Annotated in this window: 20 protein-coding genes; 10 read left to right on the top strand and 10 right to left on the bottom strand. The window is 62.0% G+C overall.

The genetic code is table 11. From position 1 onward, the window contains the following. Positions 1-4: 4 nt before the first annotated feature. From AAGQ88_RS09795 to AAGQ88_RS09810, 4 genes are read right to left on the bottom strand one after another with little or no spacing between them, the layout of a single operon-like run. The gene (locus AAGQ88_RS09795) at positions 5-616 is read right to left on the bottom strand and encodes a PqiC family protein (protein ID WP_285423391.1); all 612 of its coding nucleotides are present in this window, start codon (positions 614-616) and stop codon (positions 5-7) included. Then, positions 613-2,289 carry an MlaD family protein gene (locus AAGQ88_RS09800; RefSeq protein ID WP_285423392.1) on the bottom strand — a complete coding sequence of 559 codons (1,677 nt, stop codon included), beginning with the start codon at positions 2,287-2,289 and terminating at the stop codon, positions 613-615. Before AAGQ88_RS09800 ends, AAGQ88_RS09795 begins: the two co-directional genes overlap by 4 nt. Then, positions 2,279-2,896 carry a paraquat-inducible protein A gene (locus AAGQ88_RS09805; protein ID WP_342655145.1) on the bottom strand — a complete coding sequence of 206 codons (618 nt, stop codon included), beginning with the start codon at positions 2,894-2,896 and terminating at the stop codon, positions 2,279-2,281. Before AAGQ88_RS09805 ends, AAGQ88_RS09800 begins: the two co-directional genes overlap by 11 nt. After that, positions 2,893-3,528, bottom strand: coding sequence for a paraquat-inducible protein A (locus AAGQ88_RS09810; RefSeq protein ID WP_285423394.1), 636 nt, complete (start codon positions 3,526-3,528; stop codon positions 2,893-2,895). Before AAGQ88_RS09810 ends, AAGQ88_RS09805 begins: the two co-directional genes overlap by 4 nt. Before the next feature lie 438 nt (positions 3,529-3,966). On the opposite strand from AAGQ88_RS09810, the gene AAGQ88_RS09815 reads away from it, so the two are divergent. Together AAGQ88_RS09815 and aldA are read left to right on the top strand one after the other, a co-directional pair. Beyond that, on the top strand, positions 3,967-6,138 hold the full coding sequence (locus AAGQ88_RS09815; protein WP_342655146.1) for a PQQ-dependent dehydrogenase, methanol/ethanol family: 2,172 nt from the start codon (positions 3,967-3,969) through the stop codon (positions 6,136-6,138). Positions 6,139-6,292: 154 nt separating this feature from the next. Further along, positions 6,293-7,735, top strand: coding sequence for an aldehyde dehydrogenase (gene aldA / locus AAGQ88_RS09820; RefSeq protein WP_342655147.1), 1,443 nt, complete (start codon positions 6,293-6,295; stop codon positions 7,733-7,735). Positions 7,736-7,742: 7 nt separating this feature from the next. Here the strand turns inward: aldA and AAGQ88_RS09825 are convergent, their stop codons facing one another. Next, entirely contained in the window at positions 7,743-9,692 is a 1,950-nt protein-coding gene (locus AAGQ88_RS09825; RefSeq protein WP_342655148.1) for a sigma-54-dependent Fis family transcriptional regulator, read from the bottom strand. 403 nt (positions 9,693-10,095) lie between these two features. Here AAGQ88_RS09825 and pqqA point away from each other — a divergent pair, with 403 nt between their 5' ends. After that, positions 10,096-10,167 carry a pyrroloquinoline quinone precursor peptide PqqA gene (gene pqqA, locus AAGQ88_RS09830; protein ID WP_093467926.1) on the top strand — a complete coding sequence of 24 codons (72 nt, stop codon included), beginning with the start codon at positions 10,096-10,098 and terminating at the stop codon, positions 10,165-10,167. A 48-nt stretch (positions 10,168-10,215) separates the two neighbouring features. On the opposite strand, the gene AAGQ88_RS09835 is transcribed toward pqqA, so the two are convergent. Beyond that, entirely contained in the window at positions 10,216-11,085 is an 870-nt protein-coding gene (locus AAGQ88_RS09835; RefSeq protein WP_342655149.1) for a LysR family transcriptional regulator, read from the bottom strand. A gap of 120 nt (positions 11,086-11,205) precedes the next feature. Here AAGQ88_RS09835 and AAGQ88_RS09840 point away from each other — a divergent pair, with 120 nt between their 5' ends. The 4 genes from AAGQ88_RS09840 (at position 11,206) to AAGQ88_RS09855 (ending at position 15,254) form a co-directional block, all read left to right on the top strand. Further along, positions 11,206-12,378 carry a mandelate racemase/muconate lactonizing enzyme family protein gene (locus tag AAGQ88_RS09840; RefSeq protein ID WP_342655150.1) on the top strand — a complete coding sequence of 391 codons (1,173 nt, stop codon included), beginning with the start codon at positions 11,206-11,208 and terminating at the stop codon, positions 12,376-12,378. Positions 12,379-12,848: 470 nt separating this feature from the next. Beyond that, positions 12,849-14,198, top strand: a complete 1,350-nt coding sequence (dctA, locus tag AAGQ88_RS09845; RefSeq protein WP_342655151.1) for a C4-dicarboxylate transporter DctA — start codon at positions 12,849-12,851, stop codon at positions 14,196-14,198. A gap of 111 nt (positions 14,199-14,309) precedes the next feature. Further along, positions 14,310-14,663, top strand: coding sequence for a hypothetical protein (locus tag AAGQ88_RS09850; protein ID WP_285423401.1), 354 nt, complete (start codon positions 14,310-14,312; stop codon positions 14,661-14,663). Positions 14,664-14,762: 99 nt separating this feature from the next. After that, positions 14,763-15,254, top strand: a complete 492-nt coding sequence (locus AAGQ88_RS09855) for a hypothetical protein (protein WP_342655152.1) — start codon at positions 14,763-14,765, stop codon at positions 15,252-15,254. An 86-nt stretch (positions 15,255-15,340) separates the two neighbouring features. On the opposite strand, the gene AAGQ88_RS09860 is transcribed toward AAGQ88_RS09855, so the two are convergent. Beyond that, positions 15,341-15,658 carry a DUF883 domain-containing protein gene (locus AAGQ88_RS09860; RefSeq protein WP_342655153.1) on the bottom strand — a complete coding sequence of 106 codons (318 nt, stop codon included), beginning with the start codon at positions 15,656-15,658 and terminating at the stop codon, positions 15,341-15,343. Between the two features lie 201 nt (positions 15,659-15,859). On the opposite strand from AAGQ88_RS09860, the gene AAGQ88_RS09865 reads away from it, so the two are divergent. After that, positions 15,860-16,117: a hypothetical protein gene (locus AAGQ88_RS09865; RefSeq protein WP_093467695.1), complete on the top strand. Its 258-nt coding sequence runs from the start codon at positions 15,860-15,862 to the stop codon at positions 16,115-16,117. Positions 16,118-16,180: 63 nt separating this feature from the next. Here AAGQ88_RS09865 and AAGQ88_RS09870 read toward each other — a convergent pair whose 3' ends face one another. Together AAGQ88_RS09870 and AAGQ88_RS09875 are read right to left on the bottom strand one after the other, a co-directional pair. Next, positions 16,181-16,660 carry an LEA type 2 family protein gene (locus tag AAGQ88_RS09870; RefSeq protein WP_342655154.1) on the bottom strand — a complete coding sequence of 160 codons (480 nt, stop codon included), beginning with the start codon at positions 16,658-16,660 and terminating at the stop codon, positions 16,181-16,183. 54 nt (positions 16,661-16,714) lie between these two features. Further along, entirely contained in the window at positions 16,715-18,199 is a 1,485-nt protein-coding gene (locus AAGQ88_RS09875; protein ID WP_342655155.1) for a nucleobase:cation symporter-2 family protein, read from the bottom strand. A 364-nt stretch (positions 18,200-18,563) separates the two neighbouring features. Here AAGQ88_RS09875 and AAGQ88_RS09880 point away from each other — a divergent pair, with 364 nt between their 5' ends. Together AAGQ88_RS09880 and AAGQ88_RS09885 are read left to right on the top strand one after the other, a co-directional pair. Beyond that, positions 18,564-18,857, top strand: a complete 294-nt coding sequence (locus AAGQ88_RS09880) for a helix-turn-helix domain-containing protein (protein WP_285423408.1) — start codon at positions 18,564-18,566, stop codon at positions 18,855-18,857. Positions 18,858-18,981: 124 nt separating this feature from the next. Beyond that, positions 18,982-20,415 carry an NAD-dependent succinate-semialdehyde dehydrogenase gene (locus tag AAGQ88_RS09885; protein WP_342655156.1) on the top strand — a complete coding sequence of 478 codons (1,434 nt, stop codon included), beginning with the start codon at positions 18,982-18,984 and terminating at the stop codon, positions 20,413-20,415. 960 nt (positions 20,416-21,375) lie between these two features. Here the strand turns inward: AAGQ88_RS09885 and AAGQ88_RS09890 are convergent. Continuing rightward, positions 21,376-21,846, bottom strand: a complete 471-nt coding sequence (locus AAGQ88_RS09890) for a transposase (RefSeq protein WP_342655157.1) — start codon at positions 21,844-21,846, stop codon at positions 21,376-21,378. Positions 21,847-22,453: the final 607 nt, after the last annotated feature.

Genomic DNA, 22,453 nt, shown 5'->3' on the forward strand with positions numbered 1-22,453 from the left:
AGGATCAGGAAGGGCAGCGCGAGGAGGGCTGGCGAGCCCAGTCAGTCGCGGTTCGAGCAATGATATCGGCCAGATTCGACACGGCTTTCTGATGGGCCAGCACCAGGTTTTCCATGCCGGTCCCCGCAGGCTCGCGGATGACGCTGCTGCAGGTCAGCGTCTGGCGTTTGGCCCCGGCGCCGCGCACGCTCAGGTTCCACACCACGTCGATCAGCGCGTATTGATTGAGCACCGACTCGAACCGCCGCACATCGGTGCGCACCGACAGCACCGGCTCGTCGCTCTGCTTGGGCAACCCGGCCAGATCCCGCGAGCCCAGGCGACGCTCCAGTTGTCCGGTCAGCGCGTCGTGAAACTCATCCCCGAGCGGGGCGCCCCAGCGTTCGTTTTCCAGAATCGCCAGGCTGCCGTCGCCCTGACGCACCACCAGCGGCGGCTGATCCACTTGCACGGCCATCAGGACCGGCTGCATCTCGAATTGAAACGGCGCCTGCGCAATATTGGCTGCAGGCTGGGTCGCAGGCGCGATGAGGGTGTAGTAGTGCGTCGGCGTCGAGGAACAGGCGCCCAGGCTCAACGCGCAGGCCAACGTCAGAAAGTGGTTACGCAGGGTCATTGCACAGGCTCCGGAGCGATTTCACGGGATGAGGAAGAACCTTTATACGAGCCGGGCGCCGCGTCGCCGCTGCGTCCCCGAATCAGCGATTCCGGGTGTCGGCTGAGGAAGTCGGTCAATACGCGCACGGAACGCGCGGTGCGCTGGACTTCCTCCATGGCCTGGCCCAGTTGCTGGCGCGCCGGGGAGTCGTCGGCGAATGTGTCGTTCGCGCTGCCAAGGGTTTTCTGCGCTTGCTGCAAGGTGCCACGCATCTGCGGCAACACTTCGCCATTGACCTGTTTCATGGTTTTCTGCAATTCGATCAGACTGCCATTGAGGTTCTTCGCCAGATCGTCGAGTGGGATCTTGCCCAGCTTGTCGACGAAGGCCTGCAACTGCTCCTGAAGTTTGTCGAAACTGCCGCCGACGGTAGGCACCTCAAGCGGCCGGGCCTTGGCGTTGTAGGCAATTTTCGGCGCCTTCGGATCGAAATCCATGGCCACGTACAACTGGCCGGTCAGCAGGTTGCCGGTGCGAACCTGCGCCCGCAGACCGCGTTCGACGAAGCGACCGATGATTCTCGACGTCTGCTCTTCTTCGTCGCCACCGCCAGCCTGTTGCCGAAGCTTGTCGTTGGCCGCGCCCAGTCGTTGCGGGTAAATCACAGCGCCGACCACGCCAGGGAAACTGCCGGTCGCCGGGTCATAATCCAGGTCCACCGACACCACGCGGCCGACGTTCACACCCAGGAAATCGACCGGCGCGTTGACCACCAGCCCGCGCAGGGACTGATTGAAGCGCATGCGGATGTATTTGGGTTCGCCGTCAGGTGGGGCGAGGGCGCTGGCCTGGTCATCGAACAGTTTGAACTCGGCGTTGCCCTCGGCAGGCTTGGCGTCAGGGCTGTAGTTGGGCTCGCGAAACGCAATGCCGCCCGAGATGATCGAGGTCAACGACTGGGTGGAGACCTTCAGGCCGGCGGCGCCCAGCGAGACATCGACGCCACTGGCGTTCCAGAAACGCGAGTCAGTGAGCACGAACTCATCGTTGGGCGAACTGATGAAGATTTCGATGTCCACGCCCTTGCCGTCCTTGGCCAGTTCGTAAGCCACCACCTGACCGACCTGAATACGGCGGAAGTACACCGGGGAGCCGATGTCCAGCGAGCCGAGGTCATCGGTGTGCAGGATGAAGCGCTTGCCGCGTTCGCCGAAGGTCACTGGTGGTGGGGTTTCCAGACCGGTGAAATTCTTCTCGGTCTTGTCCGAACTGCCCGCGTCGGCGCTGATGAATGCACCCGACAGCAAGGTGTCGACGCCTGACACGCCGTGGGCGCCGATGCGCGGGCGAACCACCCAGTACTGCGTGTCGGCGCGAGTGAATGGGGTGGCCGACTGATTCAGTTCGATGGTCGCCAGGATGTGCGTGCGGTCGTCGCTGAGCGCGATGTCGGTCACGGTCCCGATTACCACGTTCTTGTATTTGACCTGGGTTTTCTTCGCCTCCAGCCCTTCGGCCGTGAGGAACGACACCACCACCTTCGGGCCAACGTTGAGGAAGTCGTGGATCACCATCGACAGGCCGATGATGCCGGCCACGATCGGCACCAGCCAGACCAGTGATATACGCGCCTTGCGGGCCTTGACATGCGGGCGCGCGGGGGCTGACGGGGGGAGTGTGTTATCGGACATCTTCAACCTCTGCGTCCCAGATTAGCCGGGGATCGAAACTCATGGCGGCGAACATCGTCATCACGACCACCAGACCAAAAAACAGAATGCCAAGCCGGGGCTCGATGGTGCTCAAGCCGCGGAATTGAACGAGCGCGGCGACCAGCGCCACGACCAGCACGTCGAGCATCGACCAATACCCGATCAGTTCGATGAAGCGATACAGGCGCGAGCGCTCGCGCATGGCCCACTGGCTGCGGCGCTGGCACGTCACCAGCAACATGCCCAGCACCAGAAACTTGATGCAGGGCACCAGCACGCTGGCGATGAAGATCAGGATGGCGATGTCCCACGAGCCACCTTCGGCGAACTCGATGACCCCGCTCATGATGGTGTTCTCGCTGCTGCTGCCCAGCAATGTCGTGAACATCACCGGAAGCGTGTTGGCCGGGATGTAGAAAATCAGCCCGGCGAGCAGGAACGCCCAGGTGCGCCTGAGGCTGTCGGGCTTTCGCGGATGCACTGCCGATTCGCAGCGCGGGCAGGCCTCATCGCTCTCGGCGCAGACATAACTGCACACGTGGCACAGGGTGACCTTGTGTTCCCGCGCGAAGGGGATGCCGTTCATTCCGGTTCGACTCCCAGTTCGTCCCACAGTCGGCGAATGTCCTTGCCGGCGATCAGCACGATCAGCACCATCAACATGGCCATGGCCCACAGACCCACGCCCGGGTGGACATCCAGCATGCCCGCCAGCTTGATGATCGCCACCAGAATCCCCAGCAGACAGACCTCAAGCATGCTCCAGGGCCGCAAGTGTTCCAGGGTGCGCATGCAGGTTCTGAAGCCGGGTGCGATTTCTCCGCGATGGGCATGGGCCAGCACCCAGAACAGCAGGGCGATCTGCAACGCGGGGGCGAAGATGATTGCCAGCCCCGCTACCAGTGCGATCAGGGTGATCTGCCCTTGAGCCAGCGCGTGCACCGAACCCCACAACGTCACCGCGTTATGCAGGCCTTGCATGCTGATGCTGATGACCGGAAACACGTTGGCGAAAATGAACAGGATCCCGGCTGCGACGCTCAACGCCAGCAGTTGCTCGATGCTCATGCGATGACCGCGGTCGAGCACGGCGGCGCAGCGCAGGCAATACGCGGTCTCGCCCTTGTTCAGGGCTTGCGATTCGTACAGCGAGTCACAGTGCTCGCAGATGATCCAGCGCTGTGCTGAATCGGCGTGCGGGGGTGGGCTTTCGGTCATCGGCGCCGTTGTCGTTGAGGGAATGGACGTGTTCACGATAGATCGGCTTTGAGCATACGCATGCACAAAGGCGCTGCAGGCGACGATACGCCGTCGCGGCAGTGCCTGCCGGGTTTGCTTGGGACTGAGTTCATGAACAGCACGCTGTCTGGGTTGGCTTGAGAGATTGACCACAATGCCAGCATCGGGTTCGACGGCGGTTCGCCTGCTCGGCATCTGGGTGGCATGAGCACCGTTCGTAGCGCGCTGGCGTGACATCCCTGCGGCATGTGTCGCTGCAAACGCGACAAGTGTAGCGCGACAGCGCGATCAGCAGGAGGGCATCGTGCGGTTAATTATCTGAAACAAAAGGCTTTCTTCAGCGTGGCACAGCGCTTGCTCTCTCGCTCGACAGCCGGGGCAGCCAAGCGCCCGGTTCTAATAAGAACGGAGAGCCACATGAACCGATTTGGCCAGCATCCGCGCCTGCCCGGCGCCCCCACCCGACTCTTTTTCGCCGCCATTGCCCTGGGCGTCGCTTTCAGCCCGCAGACGTTCGCTGCACAGCCTGCGCAGGTTGATGGGGCGCGAATCAGCGCCGCCGATCAGGAACCGGGAAACTGGATGAGTCACGGACGCACGTACGACGAGCAACGCTTCAGCCCGCTGAAAAAGATCAACGACGGCAACGTCTCGGGACTGGGACTGGCCTGGACCTACAAACTGGACATCGACCGGGGTGTCGAAGCCACGCCGATCGTGGTCGATGGCGTGATGTACACCACGGGGCCGTTTTCGGTGGTGTACGCACTGGATGCCCGCGATGGCAAACTGCTCTGGAAATACGACCCGCACTCCGATCGCAGCCGCGCGGGCGAGGCATGCTGCGATGCCGTCAACCGCGGCGTGGCCGTCTGGGGCGGCAAAGTATTCGTCGGCGTACTCGACGGCCGCCTGGAGGCCATCGACGCGAAAAGCGGGCAGAAGGTCTGGTCGGTGGACACCCGCACTGATCCCGATCGCAGCATCACCATCACCGGTGCGCCGCGGGTGGTGAAAGGCAAGGTCATCATCGGTAACGGCGGTGCCGAATACGGCGTGCGCGGCTACATCACAGCCTATGACGCTGAGACCGGCAAGCAGGACTGGCGTTTCTTCACCGTCCCTGGCGATCCGAAACTGCCGCCGGAGAACAAGGCCATGGAGATTGCCAGCAAAACCTGGTTCGGCGACAAGTTCGTCGAGCAGGGCGGCGGCGGGACCGTCTGGGATTCGATGTCCTACGACCCGAAACTGAACCTGCTGTACATCGGCGTCGGCAACGCCTCGTCCTGGAACCCGCGTCTGCGTTCTGAAGGCAAGGGTGACAACCTGTTTCTGTCGTCCATCATCGCCATCAATCCCGACAACGGCGAATACGTCTGGCATTACCAGACTACGCCCGGCGATGCATGGGATTTCACCGCCACCGCGCACATCATGCTGGCGGACCTGAAGATCGATGGCAAAGACCGGCAAGTGCTCATGCAGTCGCCCAAGAACGGCTTTTTCTACGTGATCGACCGCAAGACCGGCGAGCTGCTGTCGGCGAAAAACATCGTCCCGATCAACTGGGCGAGCGGCGTCGACATGAAGACCGGCAGGCCGATCGTCGATGAAAAGGCCGCCGTCTACTGGCGTGACCCGGAAAAGAAAGCGCTGTTGGTGCAGCCTGCATTCTGGGGCGCCCATGACTGGCAGCCGATGTCCTACAACCCGCAGACGGGCCTCGTCTACATTCCCGCGCACATCATGTCGGCGCTGTATCAGGACGTCGAGGGCCAGCCGCCGCGCAAGAAATTCAAGAGCATGTATCAGTTGCAGGTCAACACCGGAATGATGCCGGAGGACCCGGACGGCCTGCGCAAACTGGCCGACACCTGGACCGGCAAGCTCATCGCCTGGGATCCGCTCAAGCAGGAGGCGCGCTGGGAAGTGCCGTATTCGACGATCTTCAACGGTGGCACGCTGAGCACCGCGGGCAACCTGTTGTTCGAGGGCACTGCGGACGGGCGGGTGGTCGCCTATTCGGCCGACAAGGGCAAGGTGTTGTGGGAGCAACCGGCCAACACCGGTGTGATGGCCGGCCCTGTGACGTATGAGGTGGATGGCGAGCAGTACGTGACGTTCATGGCGGGATGGGGGGGCGCGTTTTCGACCTTCGCCGGCGCGTTGTCATTGCGCGCCGGGGTCAAGCCCAACGCCCAGGTGCTGACCTATAAACTGGGCGGAACGGCGAAGCTGCCTGACCTGAAATATAAATACGCCGATCGCAAGGTCGATCCACCGGCCTTCACCGGCACCACCGAGCAAGTGGACAAGGGCCGCGCGCTGTTCAACGGCCATTGCGACACCTGCCATGGCATCAACGCGATCAGCGGCGGCGTGCTGCCGGATCTGCGCATGCTCAGCAAGGAAAATCATCAGATGTTCCTCGGCATCGTCTATGGCGGCCGGGTCAATGACGGCATGCCGTCGTTCGCCGAGGAGCTCAAGCCCGATGAAGTCGAGCTGGTGCACCAATACATCATCAAACGCGCCAACGACCTGAAGAAAGAAATGGCGTCGGCCAAGACCGCAGCGGCGCAGTAAACGCCCTACCTGTAGGAGCGTGACTTGTCCCGCGATTGCAATGTGTCGGCACCCCATTGCTGTCTGACACATCGCCATCGCGGGCAAGGCGGAGCGCCACCCCGGTCGCTCCTGCAGGGATCACATATCCAATCGATAAAAAGAGGCAACCCCCATGAGCAACCCGCTACCGATCTACCAAAGCTATATCGATGGCGCCTTCAGCGCCGGCGACAACCACATTCAGGTGTTCAATCCGGCCAACGGCGATCTGTTGGGCTCGGTGCCGGAAACCAGCTTGAGCGAGGTCGAGCGGGCCATCGCCGCCGCCCGCTTGGCGCAGAAAGGCTGGGCTCGCAAGCCGGCCAACGAGCGCGCCGGTTACCTGCGCCAGATTGCGACCAAGGTGCGCGAGAACGCCGACCGGCTGGCGCGAATCATTACCGCCGAGCAGGGTAAGGTGCTGGGGTTGGCGCTGGTGGAAGTGAACTTCACAGCCGATTACCTGGATTACATGGCCGAGTGGGGACGCCGTCTCGAAGGCGAAATTCTCACCAGTGACCGGCCTGGTGAAAACATCTTCGTGTTTCGCAAACCTCTGGGCGTGGTCGCGGGCATTCTGCCGTGGAATTTTCCGTTCTTCCTGATTGCCCGCAAGCTCGCCCCGGCGCTGATCACAGGCAACACCATCGTGATCAAACCCAGCGAAGAAACGCCGATCAACTGTTTCGAATTCGCCAAATTGCTCGCCCAGACCGATCTGCCCAAAGGCGTGGTCAACATCGTCTCCGGCAGGGGCGCTACGGTGGGTAACGCGCTCAGCGCCAGCGCCGGGGTGGACATGGTCAACTTCACCGGCAGTGTTGCCACCGGCCAGCGAATCATGGCTGCCGCCGCGCACAACATCACCAAACTCAATCTGGAACTGGGCGGCAAGGCGCCGGCCATCGTGCTGGCGGACGCTGATCTGGATCTGGCGGTCAAGGCGATCACTGCATCGCGGGTGATCAACACCGGGCAGGTGTGCAACTGCGCCGAGCGCGTCTACGTCGAGCGCAAGGTTGCCGATCAGTTCATCGAGAAAGTCAGCGCCTCAATGGCTGCGACTCGATACGGCGACCCGCTGGCAGAGGAAGGGCTGGACATGGGGCCGCTGGTCAACAAGGCCGGTCTGGACAAAGTCGCGCAGATGGTTGAAACCGCGGTGGGCGATGGCGCGCAGGTGATCACTGGCGGCGCGGTGGCCGACCGTGACGGCAAGGGCTTCCACTACCAGCCGACCGTGCTCGCCAATTGCCGTCAGGACATGGAAATCATGCGCCAGGAGATCTTCGGGCCGGTGCTGCCGATCCAGATCATCGATGATCTGGATCAGGCGATCGATTTGGCGAACGACTGTGAATACGGTCTGACGTCCTCGATCTACACCCGCGACCTCAGCGCGGCCATGCGCGCCTGCAACGAAATCGACTTCGGCGAAACCTACATCAACCGGGAAAATTTCGAGGCCATGCAGGGCTTCCACGCCGGCATCCGCAAGTCCGGGATCGGCGGCGCGGACGGCAAGCACGGCGTCTACGAATTCACCCATACCCACGTGGTGTACATCCAGATCTGAGGCGCTTTCATCCGGCCCGGTTGGGCTGCACGATCCGGTATTTTTTCATCTTGCGGTAAAGCGTTGACCGGGCGACGGCGAACTCGTCGGCGACCCCGGTCACGTTCCACTGGTGCCGGCGCAGGGCTTCCTTCAGACGCTGTTCTTCATCGTCTGCGGTGAGCCGTGCCAGCGGCAAGCGGTCGGGCAGGGCACTGGGTACGGCGTGGTCGAGTGCCGCCTGATCGACAATGTCCGCCGGCAGACACGTCGTGTCGATCAGCCCTTCGTCGGCGACTGCCACCGCGTAACGCAGCACATTGATCAGCTGGCGAATGTTGCCTGGCCAGGCGTACCGGCTTAACAACTTCAGGCTGACCGGGTCGATGCGGCAGGCTTGCCCGCCAGGCTGATCACGCAGCACCGAATCGATCAGCATCCGGATGTCGCTGCGCTCGCGCAACGCCGGCAGGTGCAGGGTCATGCCGTTCAACCGGTAGAACAGGTCCTCGCGAAAGGTCTTGCTGGCGATCATGCTGGCCAGGTTCTGATGGGTCGCGGAGATGACCTGGATGTCCAGCGGCATGGGCGTATCGGCGCCCAAGGGCGAAATTTCCCGCTCCGCCAAGACGCGCAGCAGGCGAGTCTGCAAATGCGCAGGCATATCACCGATTTCGTCTAGGAACAAGGTGCCGCCATTGGCGATTTCCAGCTTGCCTTTCATGCCTTTCTTGCTGGCGCCGGTAAAGCTGCCGCTGCGATAGCCGAACAGTTCGCTCTCGATCAGGGTTTCCGGAATGGCTGCGCAGTTGAGCGCCACGAACGGCCCGGCCCGCCGTTGGCTGGCGAGGTGAATCGCGCGAGCGAAGGCTTCTTTGCCGGTGCCGGTCTCGCCGTTGATGAGGATCGGCAGGTCCTTGTCCAGCACCTTGCGCAAGCGCGCCACACTCTGCTGCAGGCGCAGGTCGGCACCACTCAGCCGCTCCAGCGTTGGCGCGCAATGATGCATCTGCGCAGGCCGCGGCTCCGGCGACCGGGCAGGCTGAACCTTGACCGGCATGCGCAGGCCGACCTCCAGCAAGCGCTGGCCGCTGCGCAGACGCGTGGCATTGGCGCCGCCGTTGCACAGTCGCAGCAGTTGTTCGACGTCTACCGGCAGCAGCGCGCTCAATGCTTGCCCCAGCAGCGGGCCGTCGCCGTGGTTCTGATGCTCGACGAACGCCGCACGGTTAGCGCCGATCACCCGGCCCTGGTCGTCCAGCGCCAGCAATTGCTCGTTGGCCAGGTCGCTGATGTCCTCGCAGGGCTTGATCATCAGCGTCAGGGTGTTGCGGTGGCTGTGGCGGAAGTAGGCGTTCTCGATCATCCGCGCGTACATGATCACCAGTTGCAGTGTCAGGTATTGCGCCTCTTTCGGACCGTTGCTGTTCAGGCAGGACGCGTTGAGGCAGCCGCGCACCTGGCCCAGCGAATCGAAGATCGGCGAGACCGAACAGCTCAGGCGATCGTTTTCCCGCAGAAAGTGCTCATCGCGATGAATGATCAACGCGCTGCCCGAGGCCAGGCCGGTGCCGATGCCGTTGGTGCCGACCAGCGATTCATCCCAGCGCGAACCTACGATCAGGCCCGAATCAGCGTAGGCGCTGCCGGTGGTGGGCACCCGCGAGTCGAGCGCGATGCCGTGTTCGTCGCTCAGCAGCACGGCGAATCCGGCCTGACCCACGCGCTTGGCCAGGCCGCTGACGCCTTGGCCGGCGATGGACATGTAATCGTGGTGGAATTCCTGATGGCGATGAATTTCGGCGGCGCTGAGGATCACCTTGTTGGCCCGGCCTGCCGGCTTCAGACCGTGCTCGACCACGCTGCGATACCAGGACTGCACGATCAGGCCATCGGATGGCAGGCTGCGGTCGGCAAAGTAATCGCCGACGAACGCTTTGAGATCAGCAGGTCCGGTGGCTGAGGTCTGCAACGACATAGATGACTCTCCTGATGCGGCTGCGACCATGAGGCCTCAACGCATGATTATTGTTCTGTGTCCTCTGAGGACGGCCGCCGAGGCATTCGGGGCGGCAGGGATAACGCTCAGACTAGCGCCTGTGACGAAATATGCCTGTTACAAAAAATAATTCACGGCGCGCTCCGGGTACAGCGAATGCTGTACCCGATCGCCTGCGGCACGGCGCAGCCCGGGCCAGAGCGGCGGAGCGCGACACCCGGATCAGCGCGCTGCACGGCACCTGTTGCAAGGTCGCGACAGCTGTAGCGCGAGTGTCCCGCCGCGGCGCCGGGGCCGAGGCTGCGCGGGTCTTGCGGTGTCCGGACAACGGCGTATAACCGGAGCTGCCGGGCTGTTCCGGTCAATCGAGGAGGCATCGTCCATGTGGACCCGACCTGCGTACACCGACCTGCGTATCGGCTTCGAAGTCACTATGTACTTCGCCAGCCGCTGAGCATCGAGCCCCGCCCGTGCGCGGGGCTTTTCTTGCCATTTTCGGGCGTCAGAGCTTGGCCCAGAAATCCTCTGCGAAATCGCTCAGTGCGGTGTTGGGACGGAACAGGCGGATCTCGACGGGAATGTCCCAATGCTCGTCCAACGCCCGAACCAGCTTGCCGTTGGCCACTTCCGCCTCCGACAAGGTTGCGGGCAGCCAGGCGAAGCCTTTTCCTTCCTGAGCCATGGACAACAGCACCGCCGCCAGGTGGGAGCTGAAAACAGTGTTCAGCGTCGGCGGCCGGTCTTCCTTGCGCAGCCGCGCGGCGATGATCCGCCCCAGGCCCGACTCGGCCGTGTACGCCAGGTGTGGCGGCGCGATGCCTGGCGCCGCAGGTTCGCTGTTACGGGCGCGCAATGGCACCAACAGATCATGGCCGACGACCTTGGACTGAAACTGATCGGCGGCAAAACGCGGCGGCACGTCGGGATGCTGATGGCACAACAGAAACTGCACTTCGCCGCTCAGCAGCATGTGCTCGCACACGCTCATGTTGTCCGACAGCAGGCGGATCGCCTCCAGCGGCCCTGAGCGTTCGGCAGCGCGCACCCAGCCCGGAAAAAAGGTGAACGACAGCGAGTGAGTGGCGGCGAAATGCAAAGTACGCGCCTGCTTGCCTGCGACCTCGCGCGCTTCCTGACGCATCTGGTACAGGCGCCGGGTCATCTCCTGGGCATTGTCGAGCATGTGCCGTCCGGCATCGGTCAGCGTCGCGCCTTGGGTGGTGCGCTCGAACAGGTCGACGCCAACCCAGGTCTCGAGCGCGCGGATCCTGCGACTGAACGCCGGCTGGGTGACATGCCGAAGCTCGGCCGCCCGGGAAAAATTCCCGCTTTGCGCCAGTACATTGAAATCTTCCAGCCAGACCAATTCCATCGTGATGCCGTCCGCGCATTGAGTGCCGCGTTTTTAGCATTGGCCGCGACAAAAGGTCCAGCCCTAGAGTGGGCTCATCCAAGCGCTGCACCTCTTCACCTAAAACAACAGGAGTCACCCATGCGTATCGTCGATATTCGCGAGAAGACCGTTTCCATTGCCTCGCCGATTGCCAACGCCTACATCGATTTTTCCAAAATGACCTGCTCGGTGGTCGCCGTGATCACCGACGTGATTCGCGACGGCAAGCCGGTGATCGGCTACGGCTTCAACTCCAACGGTCGGTACGGGCAGGGGGCGCTCATGCGTGACCGCTTCCTGGCGCGCGTTCTGGAAGCAGACCCTGAAACGCTGATCGACCAGGAACACGACAATCTGGACCCCTTCGCCATCTGGAAAACCCTGATGACCAACGAGAAACCGGGCGGGCATGGCGAGCGTTCGGTGGCGGTGGGGACGATCGACATGGCGGTCTGGGACGCGGTGGCCAAGATCGAGGGCAAGCCGCTGTATCGCCTGCTGGCCGACCGTTACCGCAACGGCGTGGCCGACGACAAGGTGTGGGTGTACGCGGCCGGCGGCTATTACTACCCCGGCAAAGACCAGAGCAAGCTCAAGGCCGAGATGCAGAGCTACCTGGATCGCGGGTATGACGTGGTGAAGATGAAGATCGGCGCCGTGCCGCTGGCCGAAGACCTGCGCCGGATCGAAGCGGTGCTGGAAGTGGTGGGTGACGGCCAGCGCCTGGCGGTCGACGCCAACGGTCGTTTCGACCTCAAGACCGGCATCGCCTATGCCGAAGCGATCAAGCCGTACAACCTGTTCTGGTATGAAGAAGTGGGCGATCCGCTGGACTACGCGTTGCAAGCGGAACTGGCCAATCACTACGAGCTGCCGATGGCCACGGGCGAAAACCTGTTCTCCCATCAGGACGCGCGTAACCTGCTGCGCCACGGCGGCATGCGCCCTGACCGCGATTTCCTGCAGTTCGACTGTGCGCTGTCCTACGGTCTGGTGGAATACCTTCGCACACTCGACGTGATGAAGGACCTGGGCTGGTCGTCCCGTCGGGTCGTGCCTCACGGTGGGCACCAGATGTCCCTGAACATCGCTGCAGGCCTGCACCTGGGCGGCAACGAGTCCTACCCGGACGTGTTCCAGCCATTCGGCGGCTTTGCCGATGGTATCCGGGTAGAGAACAGCTACGTCGGACTGCCGGATATTCCGGGGGTGGGCTTCGAAGCCAAGTCCGCGCTGTATGCGGTGATGCGTGAACTGGGTGAGGGGGCGTAAACACACCGCTTCGCCCCTGCAGGAGCGCGCTTGCCCGCGATGCGGTGTGTCAGTCACCGGCGATGTGTCTGACACATCGCAATCGCGAGCAAGCTCACTCCCACAAGGGTATAGCGGCATGGCGTGGTCTGGCGTCAAGCACCGAACCGGTGGGAGCGAGCTTGCTCACTCCCACAAGGGTAATGCGGCGGGCGTGGTCTGGCGTCAAGCACCGATCCGGTGGGAGCGAGCTTGCTCGCGAAGATTGATCTCCAGACGCCGCATGCTCCACAGCATGTACCGGCCTTTTCCCGGCTCAAGCCGCTCCTGCAGACGCTGCAAGCTTTTCGTAGGACCGGCTTTAGCCGGGAACGCGTCGGTTGTTACGTCGCTGATCGAAAGGGCGTTAAAGACAGATGGCTCACTCCCACCCGTCCTCCATCGCTCAAGCAGTCCTTTCCCCTCATACAAAAACAACAGTGAGGCAATCCATGGAACAGGCTTCGACACGCTGGTATTCCCAGCTCTACGTTCAGGTGTTGATCGGTATCGTCATAGGTGGTGCCATCGGCTTCTTTCTCCCCGACATCGGCGCCAAGCTGCAACCGTTCGCCGACGGCTTCATCAAGCTGATCAAGATGCTGCTCGCGCCGATCATTTTCGGCACGGTGGTGGTGGGCATCGCCAAGATGGGCAGCGTCAAAGAAGTGGGACGCATCGGCGCCAAAGCGCTGATCTACTTCGAGATACTCTCGACCCTGGCGCTGGTGATCGGTCTGGTGGTGGTGAATATTCTCAAGCCCGGCGTGGGCATGAACATAGACATCAACACCATCAACGGCAGTGCCATCAGCGGCTACACCCAGGCCGCCGCGGCGCAGGGCGGGGTAGTCGAATTCTTCATGAACATCATCCCGACCACGCTGTTCGACGCGTTTGCAAAAGGCGCGATGCTGCAGGTGATTCTGGTCTCGGTGCTGATGGGCGTTGCACTGGTGCAGATCGGCGAACCGGTCAAGCCGCTGGTCAATGTCATCGACATGCTGCTGCAGAGCCTGTTCCGTGTGGTGGCGATGGTCATGCGCCTGGCGCCGCTGGGGGCCGGGGCGGGGATGGCGTTCACCATCGGCAAATACGGCATCGGCACGCTGCTGTCGCTCGGCCAGTTGCTGGTCGCGCTGTACGTCACCACGCTGCTGTTCATCGTGGTGATTCTGGGCTCGGTGGCACGCTGGTCGGGGCTGCCGTTGATGCAGTTCCTGCGGTATTTCAAGGACGAAATTCTCGTCACCCTCGGGACCTGCTCCACTGAAGCGGTGCTGCCGCGAATGATGGTCAAGCTGGAAAAACTCGGCTGCGAGAAATCGGTGGTCGGGATGGTTCTGCCGACCGGTTACACGTTCAATTCCGACGGCACCTGCATCTACCTGACCATGGCGGCGATCTTCGTCGCGCAGGCGACCAACACGCCGCTGACCTTGTGGGATCAACTGACGGTGCTGGGCATTCTGCTGCTGACCTCCAAAGGCTCGGCCGGGGTGGCCGGGGCGGGCTTCGTCACGCTGGCCGCGACGCTGTCGGTGTTCCACGGCATTCCCATGATCGGTCTGGTGCTGTTGCTGGGCGTCGACCGTTTCCTCAATGAAGCGCGCGCGGTCACTAACCTGATCGGTAACGGCATCGGCACCATTGCCATTGCCAAATGGGACGGTTCTTTCGACAAGGCCAAGGCGGCGCGCGAGATCGCTGCGATGAATGACCGTTCCGCGAAACCCGGCAAGCCCGCACCCTCGGTTGCCGATCCGCTGAGTGCGCCCCGCGTCGGAAAGTCGCAGGTCTGAGGCGCAAGGCTGGCGGCCGGCGCAGGGGAGCCGCCGGTCAGCTGTTCGCCGGCCAACCCGCGTGCGTCTGCAGTGATAGACTCTCGCCACTTCAGACGAGGAGCGACAGACGTGCGCAAGATGGCAATGATGGTGGCGGTGTTGATGCTGGCAGGTTGTGATGGCGGTAAGCCGGCTACGCCCGCCAAGGTTCCGGCGACCGATTCGGTCACAGAAGCCGCCACCCCGGCTTCGCCGCAATGGACCATTCGCGTCCATTTGAAGGAAGCCCTGAGCGACATGACCTACTGGCTGGTCGAGCACCATTACCCTTCGTACGTGGTCAAGGTCGATGGCAGGGAAGTGGTCATGATCGGGCCGTTCGAGTCGCAGGACGCCGCCGAGAAAGCCAAGACCGACATCGACGCAGCGCTGGTCAAAGGTCATCGGCTGTCACAGCTGGAAGTCATCCCGCCCAAGCCTTGATGCAGCGACTGCACGATGTAGCGCGACACCTTGCCATGGCTGTGACACCCTCGGTCAACGCGTTCGAATACTCGGGCGCGTAAACCAGGAATCGCCGTTATGGACGAGATTCAACGCCTGAGTGATTTGCTCAATGCCAATCAGCGTTACGAAGAGCAGAAGCAACAGCGTTTTCACGATGACCTCGTGCAGTGGAACGCCAGCATCGACGCGCTTTATCAGCAGGTCGAAGGCTGGCTCAAGCCCTTGATCGAAGAGGGTCAGACCCGCTTCGAATACGATCCGCATCAGGCCCAGAGCAAGGGCTATCCTGACGATAACTCGCCGTTCAGAAGCCGCCGACTGACCTTTTCACTGGCCGCGCATCGGGTCACGTTCGTACCGGACGCCATGGGACCGGCAGGGCAGGTGAGTGTGTCGGTCAACGGGCTGAGCCTGCACGGACAGGAGAAATATTCGTTACACCTGGAAGCCGAACGGCAGGTGTGGATGCTGAAGAAGACTGTCGGGGTCAAGGATTCGGAACCCCAGACGTTTACCGCTGATTACTTCGCCCGACTGCTGCAAGGCGTGGTGCCGCAGCGGCGTTGAGCGGATCGGTAATGTAGCAGGGGAAGGCGGCAAATGCCGAAGGCCGTTGCCACGGCCTTGGGCAAATGCGATATCGGCGTGCCGACTCAGCGACGGCCCAGCAGCAGGCCGACGATCAGGCCGAAGCCAGCGGATACGGCGACGGTCTGCCACGGGTGGCCACCGATGTAAGTTTCGGTCGCTTCGACCGCGGGCTTGGTGCGCTCACGCACATTGCTTACCGAGTCCAGTGCCTGTTTCAGCTTCAGGCTCAGTTGCGCGCGCACGGTCTCTCCCTCTTCGCCAACCAGCGCTGCGCTGTCCTTGAGCAGTTTGTCGGACTCTTCGATGAGGGCCGCCAATTCGCTGAATGCCTGATCCTTGATCTGTTCGGCGGCGTTCTGGGCAACAGTTTTACGAGCCATGGCAATTTCCTTTCAGTTGATAATGGCAGTGAGCAATGGAGTCGCCGGGGCGAGAAAAAGTTGCAGGACATTTCGGACGGAGCCGAAAAAGTGCGACGAATGTCGTCGGGCAACGCCCTCGTCGGGTGTAAGATGCTGACGCTTTTGAGCCCGTACGCGGCTCGGTCATAGCGTTTCGTTTTTGCACACGAGGTAACCGTCATGAGTTTCAACCTGGCCAACAAGTCCCTTGCCGAACGCGCCGCCATCGAGGACGAAAAATCCCGTCTGTTCGAGCTGTGGCAGAGCAATCTGGGCAAGGCCAAGGGCGACGCGGCCCGCTTGATGGGCGAGCGCGCCAAGCGCAAGGGCAAATGGTCGGAGTGGGTGCGCGCCGAGCTCGACGCCATGTCGCCGCCTGAATACGCCAACATGGTCCGCGCAGAAGTCAATCGTCAGGTCGCCGCCGCGCGGGGCTGATGCCCACGGCTGCCTGCGGCTGAATGTGCCGTTGGCGGCCCTGTCAGCCGCGCCCGGCAGGCATCACCAGCTTCCGCTTGCCGGTTGCGGCAGGCTCAGCGTGCCGCTGTCATAAAACCGCATCGTTCCGAGCAAGCCGCCCGCCAGCTTGCCGTGCAATTCATACGGCAAATTGTCGAGGCGCTGCTGCTCGGTCAGCCCGACGGCCTGGCGCAGCGCGGCAAACGCTGACACCGTGACCGGCACCGTCAGCACGCCTTCGGAGAAACGGCCGATGGTGCCTTTCTGATCGCTGACGCCCGACGCCAGCAGTTTGCCGTTCACATCCAGATTCAGCGCCACGCCGTCGTACTCGATGTCGGTGTCGTTCGGGTTCTGCAGGCGCAATTTGACGGCGAAGCGGATCTCAAGATCCTGGCCCTGCAAAGGCTCGATACCCACCACGTTGATGTTCAGCGGGTCACGATTGGGGAACAGCGCGCAGGCGCTCAGCGCCAGGATCAGCAGGCCGGCGAGCAGGGTTCGGATCGGGCGTAAGGGCATCGGACACTCCAGTGAAGCGGGCTGGCCGGGGTGCGGTGCACCCCACTCAACAGCTTAGCGGTTCAACTGTGCGACCTCGCGGGCGCTGAGAGGTTCTGCTGGCGCAGGGAGCGCCGGGTCCTGCAAAACCTTGACCGTAGAGGCCTCCGGGTCGAACTCGGTGAGCTCCTCTTCCTGATGTTCTTCGGGCAGGAAAATGTTCAGCACGATGGCGCAGAACGCCCCGACCGTAATGGGCGATTCGAAGATGTTGTGCAGCGCTTTCGGCAACTCGCGCAGCACCTCCGGCACGGCGGCGACGCCCAGCCCCATGCCAAGTGAAATGGCCACGATCAGCATGTTGCGCCGATGCAGGCCAGCCTCCGAGAGAATCTTGATGCCGGCAACGGCCACGGTGCCGAACATGATCAGGGTGGCGCCCCCCAGAACCGGCTTGGGCATCAGTTGCAGCACGGCGCCGATGACTGGGAACAGGCCGAGCAGCACGAGAATGCCGGCGATGAAAAACGCCACATAGCGACTGGCGACGCCGGTCAGCTGGATGACGCCGTTGTTCTGCGCGAAGGTCACCATCGGCAGGCTGTTGAACATGGCCGCCATCGCCGAGTTGAGGCCATCGGCGAGCAGCCCGGATTTGATCCGGCGGATGTACACCGGGCCACTGACAGGCTGTTGCGAGATCATCGAGTTGGCGGTGAGGTCGCCAGCCGCTTCCAGTGGCGATACCAGAAAGATCACGGCAATCGGTATGAACGCCAGCAGGTCAAAGGAAAAACCGTACTTGAACGGCACCGGCAGACTCATCAACGGCACCTGCGGCATGTGCGCGAAGTCGATGCGCCCCATGTACCAGGCCACAGCGAAGCCAAGGGTCAGGCCGATGATGATCGCGCTCAGCCGCAGCAGCGGGATATTGAAGCGATTGAGCACCACGATCGTGGCCAGCACCAGGCCCGCCAGCCCCAGATTCGCCGCCGAGCCCATGTCGCTGGCGCCGAACCCGCCGGCCATGTCGGTCATGGCGACCTTCAGCAGCGAGAGGCCCATGAGGGTAATGATCGTGCCGGTCACCACCGGAGTGATCAGCTTGCGCAGCTTGCCGATGAACTGACTGAGCGCCACTTCGATGAAGGCTGCGCAGAAGCACACGCCGAAAATGGTCGAAAGCACTTCTTCAGTGCCGCCGCCACGGCTCTTCACCAGGAAGCCGGCGCTGAGGATGACGCTGAGAAAGGAAAAACTGGTGCCTTGCAGGCAGAGCAGACCAGAACCGATCGGCCCGAAGCGCCTGGCTTGCACGAAGGTGCCCAGCCCCGAGACGAACAGCGCCATGCTGATCAGATAGGGCACCTCACTGTCCAGGCCCAGCACGCTGCCAACGATCAGCGTGGGCGTGATGATGCCGACGAAGCTGGCAAGCACGTGCTGCAGCGCCGCGAAGATCGCGGCGGTGAAATGCGGTCGGTCGTTGAGGCCGTAGATCAGATCGGTCGGGCGTGAGGCGCGAGTTGACGCGGAGCTGCTTTGCGGTGTGGTCATGGTTAGCCTGCCAATTGTTTTTATTCGCTCGTGGGCTTTGCAGGTGACGCTGGACTGACCGGAAGACAGAACTTAACTATTAGGTCAGGTTTTGCGACTCTACAACATGTCCACAGCATGAAAAACAATTTATTGAAAAATTGTGTACAAAATAACGGCATGGGTCAGCCAGAACGCCCGTCGTAAAAAGGGCGCGAAGGATGCCAGAAAATGTTTCGCGGGTCTGCGTCGGGCGCTTATTCTGTTGCCTTTGAACCTGACGTCGGCGATCGGCGTCCAACTCGGCGGGTTGTATTGGGCAATACCAGGTCCTGACGGGTCCATCTCTCGACAAGGAGGTTTCAACTGGGGCGTAAAGATCTTCATGAGCACTGCACAGCAATTTCCGTTGACTGATCTGCAAGTCACGTTGATTTCCCGAGCGCTTGCTGACCGCAGGCGATATCAGATTCTCGTTCAGATCGGCGCCAGCGATGAGCCGGTGCCGTGCGCCGCGCTGCTCAAGGTGCATCCGGTGAGCGCGGCGACGGTTTCCCATCATACGAAGGAGCTCGAGCGCGCCGGCCTGATCGCCACGCTGCGCGAAGGCAAGTACGCCAGTTTTCTGATCCAGCGCGAGGTGCTGCACGCGTACGCTCGGCAACTGATGCACATTTGAGCGCGCGCCAGGCGCACACTTGCACTGCCGCACACCGAGGTTGACCGATAGCGGCATATGCCCGTAAATTGGACGGCCTTTTTCCCTTCTCCTGCCTCACGCCAGGCGCATCCGGAGCTTGTTTATGTACCCAGACGTTCAGCTGTTCATCGATGGTCAATGGCGCGCCAGTGAAGACGGTCGCACCCTGGCCGTCATCAACCCGGCCACGGGCGAAACCCTGGGCAGCGTCGCCCATGCCGGGATCGCCGATCTGGACAAGGCGCTGCTCGCCGCCGAGCGTGGTTTCGAAACCTGGCGCAGCACGCCGGCGTACGACCGCTACAAGATCATGCAGAAGGCCGCCAATCTGCTGCGCGAGCGCGCTGACAGCATCGCCAGCATCATGACCCAGGAGCAGGGCAAGCCATTGGCCGAAGCGCGCATGGAAACCCTCGCCGCCGCCGATATCATCGACTGGCTGGCCGAAGAGGGCCGCCGCGCCTATGGCCGACTGGTGCCATCGCGCAACGTCTCGGTCGAGCAGAAAGTCATCAAGGAACCGGTCGGCCCGGTCGCCGCCTTCACGCCGTGGAACTTCCCGATCAACCAGGTGGTGCGCAAGTTGTCCTCTGCGCTGGCAGCCGGTTGCTCGATCATCGTCAAGGCGCCGGAAGAAACCCCGGCCTCGCCTGCCGAACTGATCCGTGCGTTTGTCGATGCCGGCGTGCCGGCCGGTGTCATCGGCCTTGTGTACGGCGACCCGGCGCAGATTTCCAGCTACCTGATCGCCCATCCGACCATCAAGAAAGTCACCTTCACCGGCTCCACTCCGGTGGGCAAGCAGCTCGCCGCACTGGCGGGTCAGCACATGAAGCGTGCGACCATGGAACTGGGCGGCCATGCCCCTGCGCTGGTCTTCGACGACGCCGACATCGACCTCGCCGCCCGTGTGCTGGCAGGCGCCAAGTTCCGCAACGCCGGTCAGGTCTGCGTGTCGCCGACGCGCATTCTGGTGCAGCGCGGGGTGTTTGACGCGTTCGCCGAGAAATTCGTTGGCCTGACCCATGAGGTCAAGGTCGGCAATGGTCTGGAGCAGGGCGTGACCATGGGCCCGGTGGCCAATGAGCGGCGCATTCCGGCGCTGTCGGCCTTGATCAAGGATGCCAGCGACAACGGCGCCACGGTTCACACCGGCGGCAAGGCGGTCGAGGGGCCTGGCTACTTCTTCGAGCCCACCGTGCTCAGCGGCCTGACCACCGAAATGCGCATCATGAACGAAGAACCGTTCGGCCCGGTCGCGCTGCTGGTGCCGTTCGACACCGTCGAAGACGCCGTCAAGGAGTCCAACCGCGTGCCGTTCGGTCTGGCGTCGTACGCCTTCACCACCTCCATGAAAACCGCGCACATCCTCAGCACCCGCATCGAGGCCGGCATGCTCTCCATCAACCACCAAGGCATTGGCCTGGTGGAAGTGCCATTCGGCGGCATCAAGGATTCCGGCTACGGCTCCGAAGGCGGCACCGAAGCCATCGAAGCGTACCTGAACACCAAACTGGTCACCGTGTTCAACCTGTAACACCCGGACCTTGCTGAAACAAAAGCCCACCTTCCGGTGGGCTTTTGCTTGATGGGCGTTTAGTAGTGGCTGGAAATGCCCTCTTCGTGAGCAAGCACGGGCCTCTTCCCGGCTAAAGCCGGTCCTACAGACGCTGCAGACTTTCGTAGGACCGGCTTTAGCCGCGAAGGCGTCGGTTATCAGACCGTTGATCGAAGGGGCGTTATAAACAGTTGGCTCACTCCCACCTGTTTCGCGGCGTGACGCAGCTCGCCAAAACACCACATAACCCCTGTAGGAGCGAGCTTGCTCGCGATGGCTTCATTTCAGCTCCCAAATTTCTACCAGCAGAAACACCCTCATCGCGAGCAAGCTCACTCCTACCTGTTTCGCGGCGTGACGCCGCTCGCCAAAACACCACAAACCTCGTGGGAGCGAGCTTGCTCGCGAAGGCTTCATTTCAGCCACCCAATTTCTACCAGCAGAAATGCCCTCATCGCGAGCAAGCTAACTCCTACCTAATTAGCGGTGTGACGCAGTTCGCCAAAACACCACAAAACCTCTGTGTGGAGCGAGCTTGCTCGCGATGACTTCATTTCAGCCACCCGATCTCTTCCAGCAGAAACGCCCTCATCGCGAGCAAGCTCACTCCTACCTGTTTCGCGGCGTGACGCCGCTCGCCAAAACACCACAAACCTCGTGGGAGCGAGCTTGCTCGCGATGGCTTCAGTTCCGTCACCCAATTTCTACCAGCAGAGACACCCTCATCGCGAGCAAGCTCGCTCCCACCTGTTTCGCGGCGTGACGCTCAGCCAAACACCACAAAACCTCGTGGGAGCGAGCTTGCTCGCGAAGGCTTCAGATCAGCCGCCCAATATCCACCAAGAGAAACGCCCTCATGGCGAGCAAGCTCAATACCACCTGTTGCCCGGTGCGAGACGGCTCCGTGAAATGTCGTCTTATGCTGAGCCGTGAGTGTGTTCATTCAGGGTGTGCCAGCCAGACCGCGTCCCATAGCGGGTAGTCGCCCACACGCCTCACCAGCCCAGCCCTCAAGGGGTTGGCAATGATGTAACGCGCAAATCTCAGCAACGCCTCCTCGTGGCGAACGGCTGTGTCATGGTAGCCGGATTGCCAGAGGCTACCTTGAAGCCCCGCGCGCTTGTTTACCGCTATCGCCGTCTTTGATTTCACCCTTTGCACCGTCTGACAAAGCGAACCGGTACCAAGCGCGACCAGCCAGTGAAAATGATCAGGCATGACCACCCAGGCCAATGAGTCAGCCATGCCTGATTCCTCTGCAGCCCGCAGCTCATCGACCAACAACCTTCCAGTGCGCCAGTCGGCAAAGTCAGTGCGGTGTTGCGCAAGACGTGATGTCACAAGATAAATTCTTCCGGGTTCTGAAAACCTCCCGGTGCGCAGGCTGCGCGAGTGCGGTTGTTCGGCCATTCCCTGACTCCCTGCTAAAGGCTGCCCATAAATCTAGCCAGCGGCCGGGTCGGTCGAGCGGGAGTGTGTTGCCTGATGTTGTGCGTGCTTCTGTACAGTCTATGTCGCCCGCACGGGCCAATTCGCGAGCAAGCTCGCTCCCACCTGTTTCGCGGCGTGACGCCACTCGCCATAACACCACAAAACCTCGTGGGAGCGAGCTTGCTCGCGAAGCCTTCAGTTCAGCCCCCAAATCTCCTCCAGCAGAAATGCCCTCATCGCGAGCAAGCTCACTCCTACCTAATTAGCGGCGTGACGCAGCTCGCCAGAACACCACAAAACCTCGTGGGAGCGAGCTTGCTCGCGAAGGCTTCAGTTCAGCCGCCCAATCTCCACCAGCAGAAATGCCCTCATCGCGAGCAAGCTCACTCCCACCTGTTTCGCGGCGTGACGCCGCTCGCCAAAACACCACAAACCTCGTGGGAGCGAGCTTGCTCGCGATGGCTTCAGTTCCGTCACCCAATTTCTACCAGCAGAGACACCCTCATCGCGAGCAAGCTCGCTCCCACCTGTTTCGCGGCGTGACGCTCAGCCAAACACCACAAAACCTCGTGGGAGCGAGCTTGCT

It is taken from the genome of Pseudomonas sp. F3-2 (assembly GCF_038804275.1).
GTDB lineage: Bacteria > Pseudomonadota > Gammaproteobacteria > Pseudomonadales > Pseudomonadaceae > Aquipseudomonas.

Bases quoted from the DNA above. Each gene is read 5' to 3' on its own strand.
- dctA (WP_342655151.1), top strand. From the start codon at position 12,849: ATGGAACAGGCTTCGACACGCTGGTATTCCCAGCTCTACGTTCAGGTG.
- AAGQ88_RS09815 (WP_342655146.1), top strand. From the start codon at position 3,967: ATGAACCGATTTGGCCAGCATCCGCGCCTGCCCGGCGCCCCCACCCGA.
- AAGQ88_RS09840 (WP_342655150.1), top strand. From the start codon at position 11,206: ATGCGTATCGTCGATATTCGCGAGAAGACCGTTTCCATTGCCTCGCCG.
- AAGQ88_RS09795 (WP_285423391.1), bottom strand. From the start codon at position 616: ATGACCCTGCGTAACCACTTTCTGACGTTGGCCTGCGCGTTGAGCCTG.
- AAGQ88_RS09865 (WP_093467695.1), top strand. From the start codon at position 15,860: ATGAGTTTCAACCTGGCCAACAAGTCCCTTGCCGAACGCGCCGCCATC.
- AAGQ88_RS09835 (WP_342655149.1), bottom strand. From the start codon at position 11,085: ATGGAATTGGTCTGGCTGGAAGATTTCAATGTACTGGCGCAAAGCGGG.
- AAGQ88_RS09810 (WP_285423394.1), bottom strand. From the start codon at position 3,528: ATGACCGAAAGCCCACCCCCGCACGCCGATTCAGCACAGCGCTGGATC.
- AAGQ88_RS09800 (WP_285423392.1), bottom strand. From the start codon at position 2,289: ATGTCCGATAACACACTCCCCCCGTCAGCCCCCGCGCGCCCGCATGTC.
- AAGQ88_RS09825 (WP_342655148.1), bottom strand. From the start codon at position 9,692: ATGTCGTTGCAGACCTCAGCCACCGGACCTGCTGATCTCAAAGCGTTC.
- AAGQ88_RS09805 (WP_342655145.1), bottom strand. From the start codon at position 2,896: ATGAACGGCATCCCCTTCGCGCGGGAACACAAGGTCACCCTGTGCCAC.
- AAGQ88_RS09890 (WP_342655157.1), bottom strand. From the start codon at position 21,846: ATGGCCGAACAACCGCACTCGCGCAGCCTGCGCACCGGGAGGTTTTCA.
- AAGQ88_RS09880 (WP_285423408.1), top strand. From the start codon at position 18,564: ATGAGCACTGCACAGCAATTTCCGTTGACTGATCTGCAAGTCACGTTG.
- AAGQ88_RS09875 (WP_342655155.1), bottom strand. From the start codon at position 18,199: ATGACCACACCGCAAAGCAGCTCCGCGTCAACTCGCGCCTCACGCCCG.
- AAGQ88_RS09870 (WP_342655154.1), bottom strand. From the start codon at position 16,660: ATGCCCTTACGCCCGATCCGAACCCTGCTCGCCGGCCTGCTGATCCTG.
- AAGQ88_RS09885 (WP_342655156.1), top strand. From the start codon at position 18,982: ATGTACCCAGACGTTCAGCTGTTCATCGATGGTCAATGGCGCGCCAGT.
- AAGQ88_RS09855 (WP_342655152.1), top strand. From the start codon at position 14,763: ATGGACGAGATTCAACGCCTGAGTGATTTGCTCAATGCCAATCAGCGT.
- AAGQ88_RS09860 (WP_342655153.1), bottom strand. From the start codon at position 15,658: ATGGCTCGTAAAACTGTTGCCCAGAACGCCGCCGAACAGATCAAGGAT.
- aldA (WP_342655147.1), top strand. From the start codon at position 6,293: ATGAGCAACCCGCTACCGATCTACCAAAGCTATATCGATGGCGCCTTC.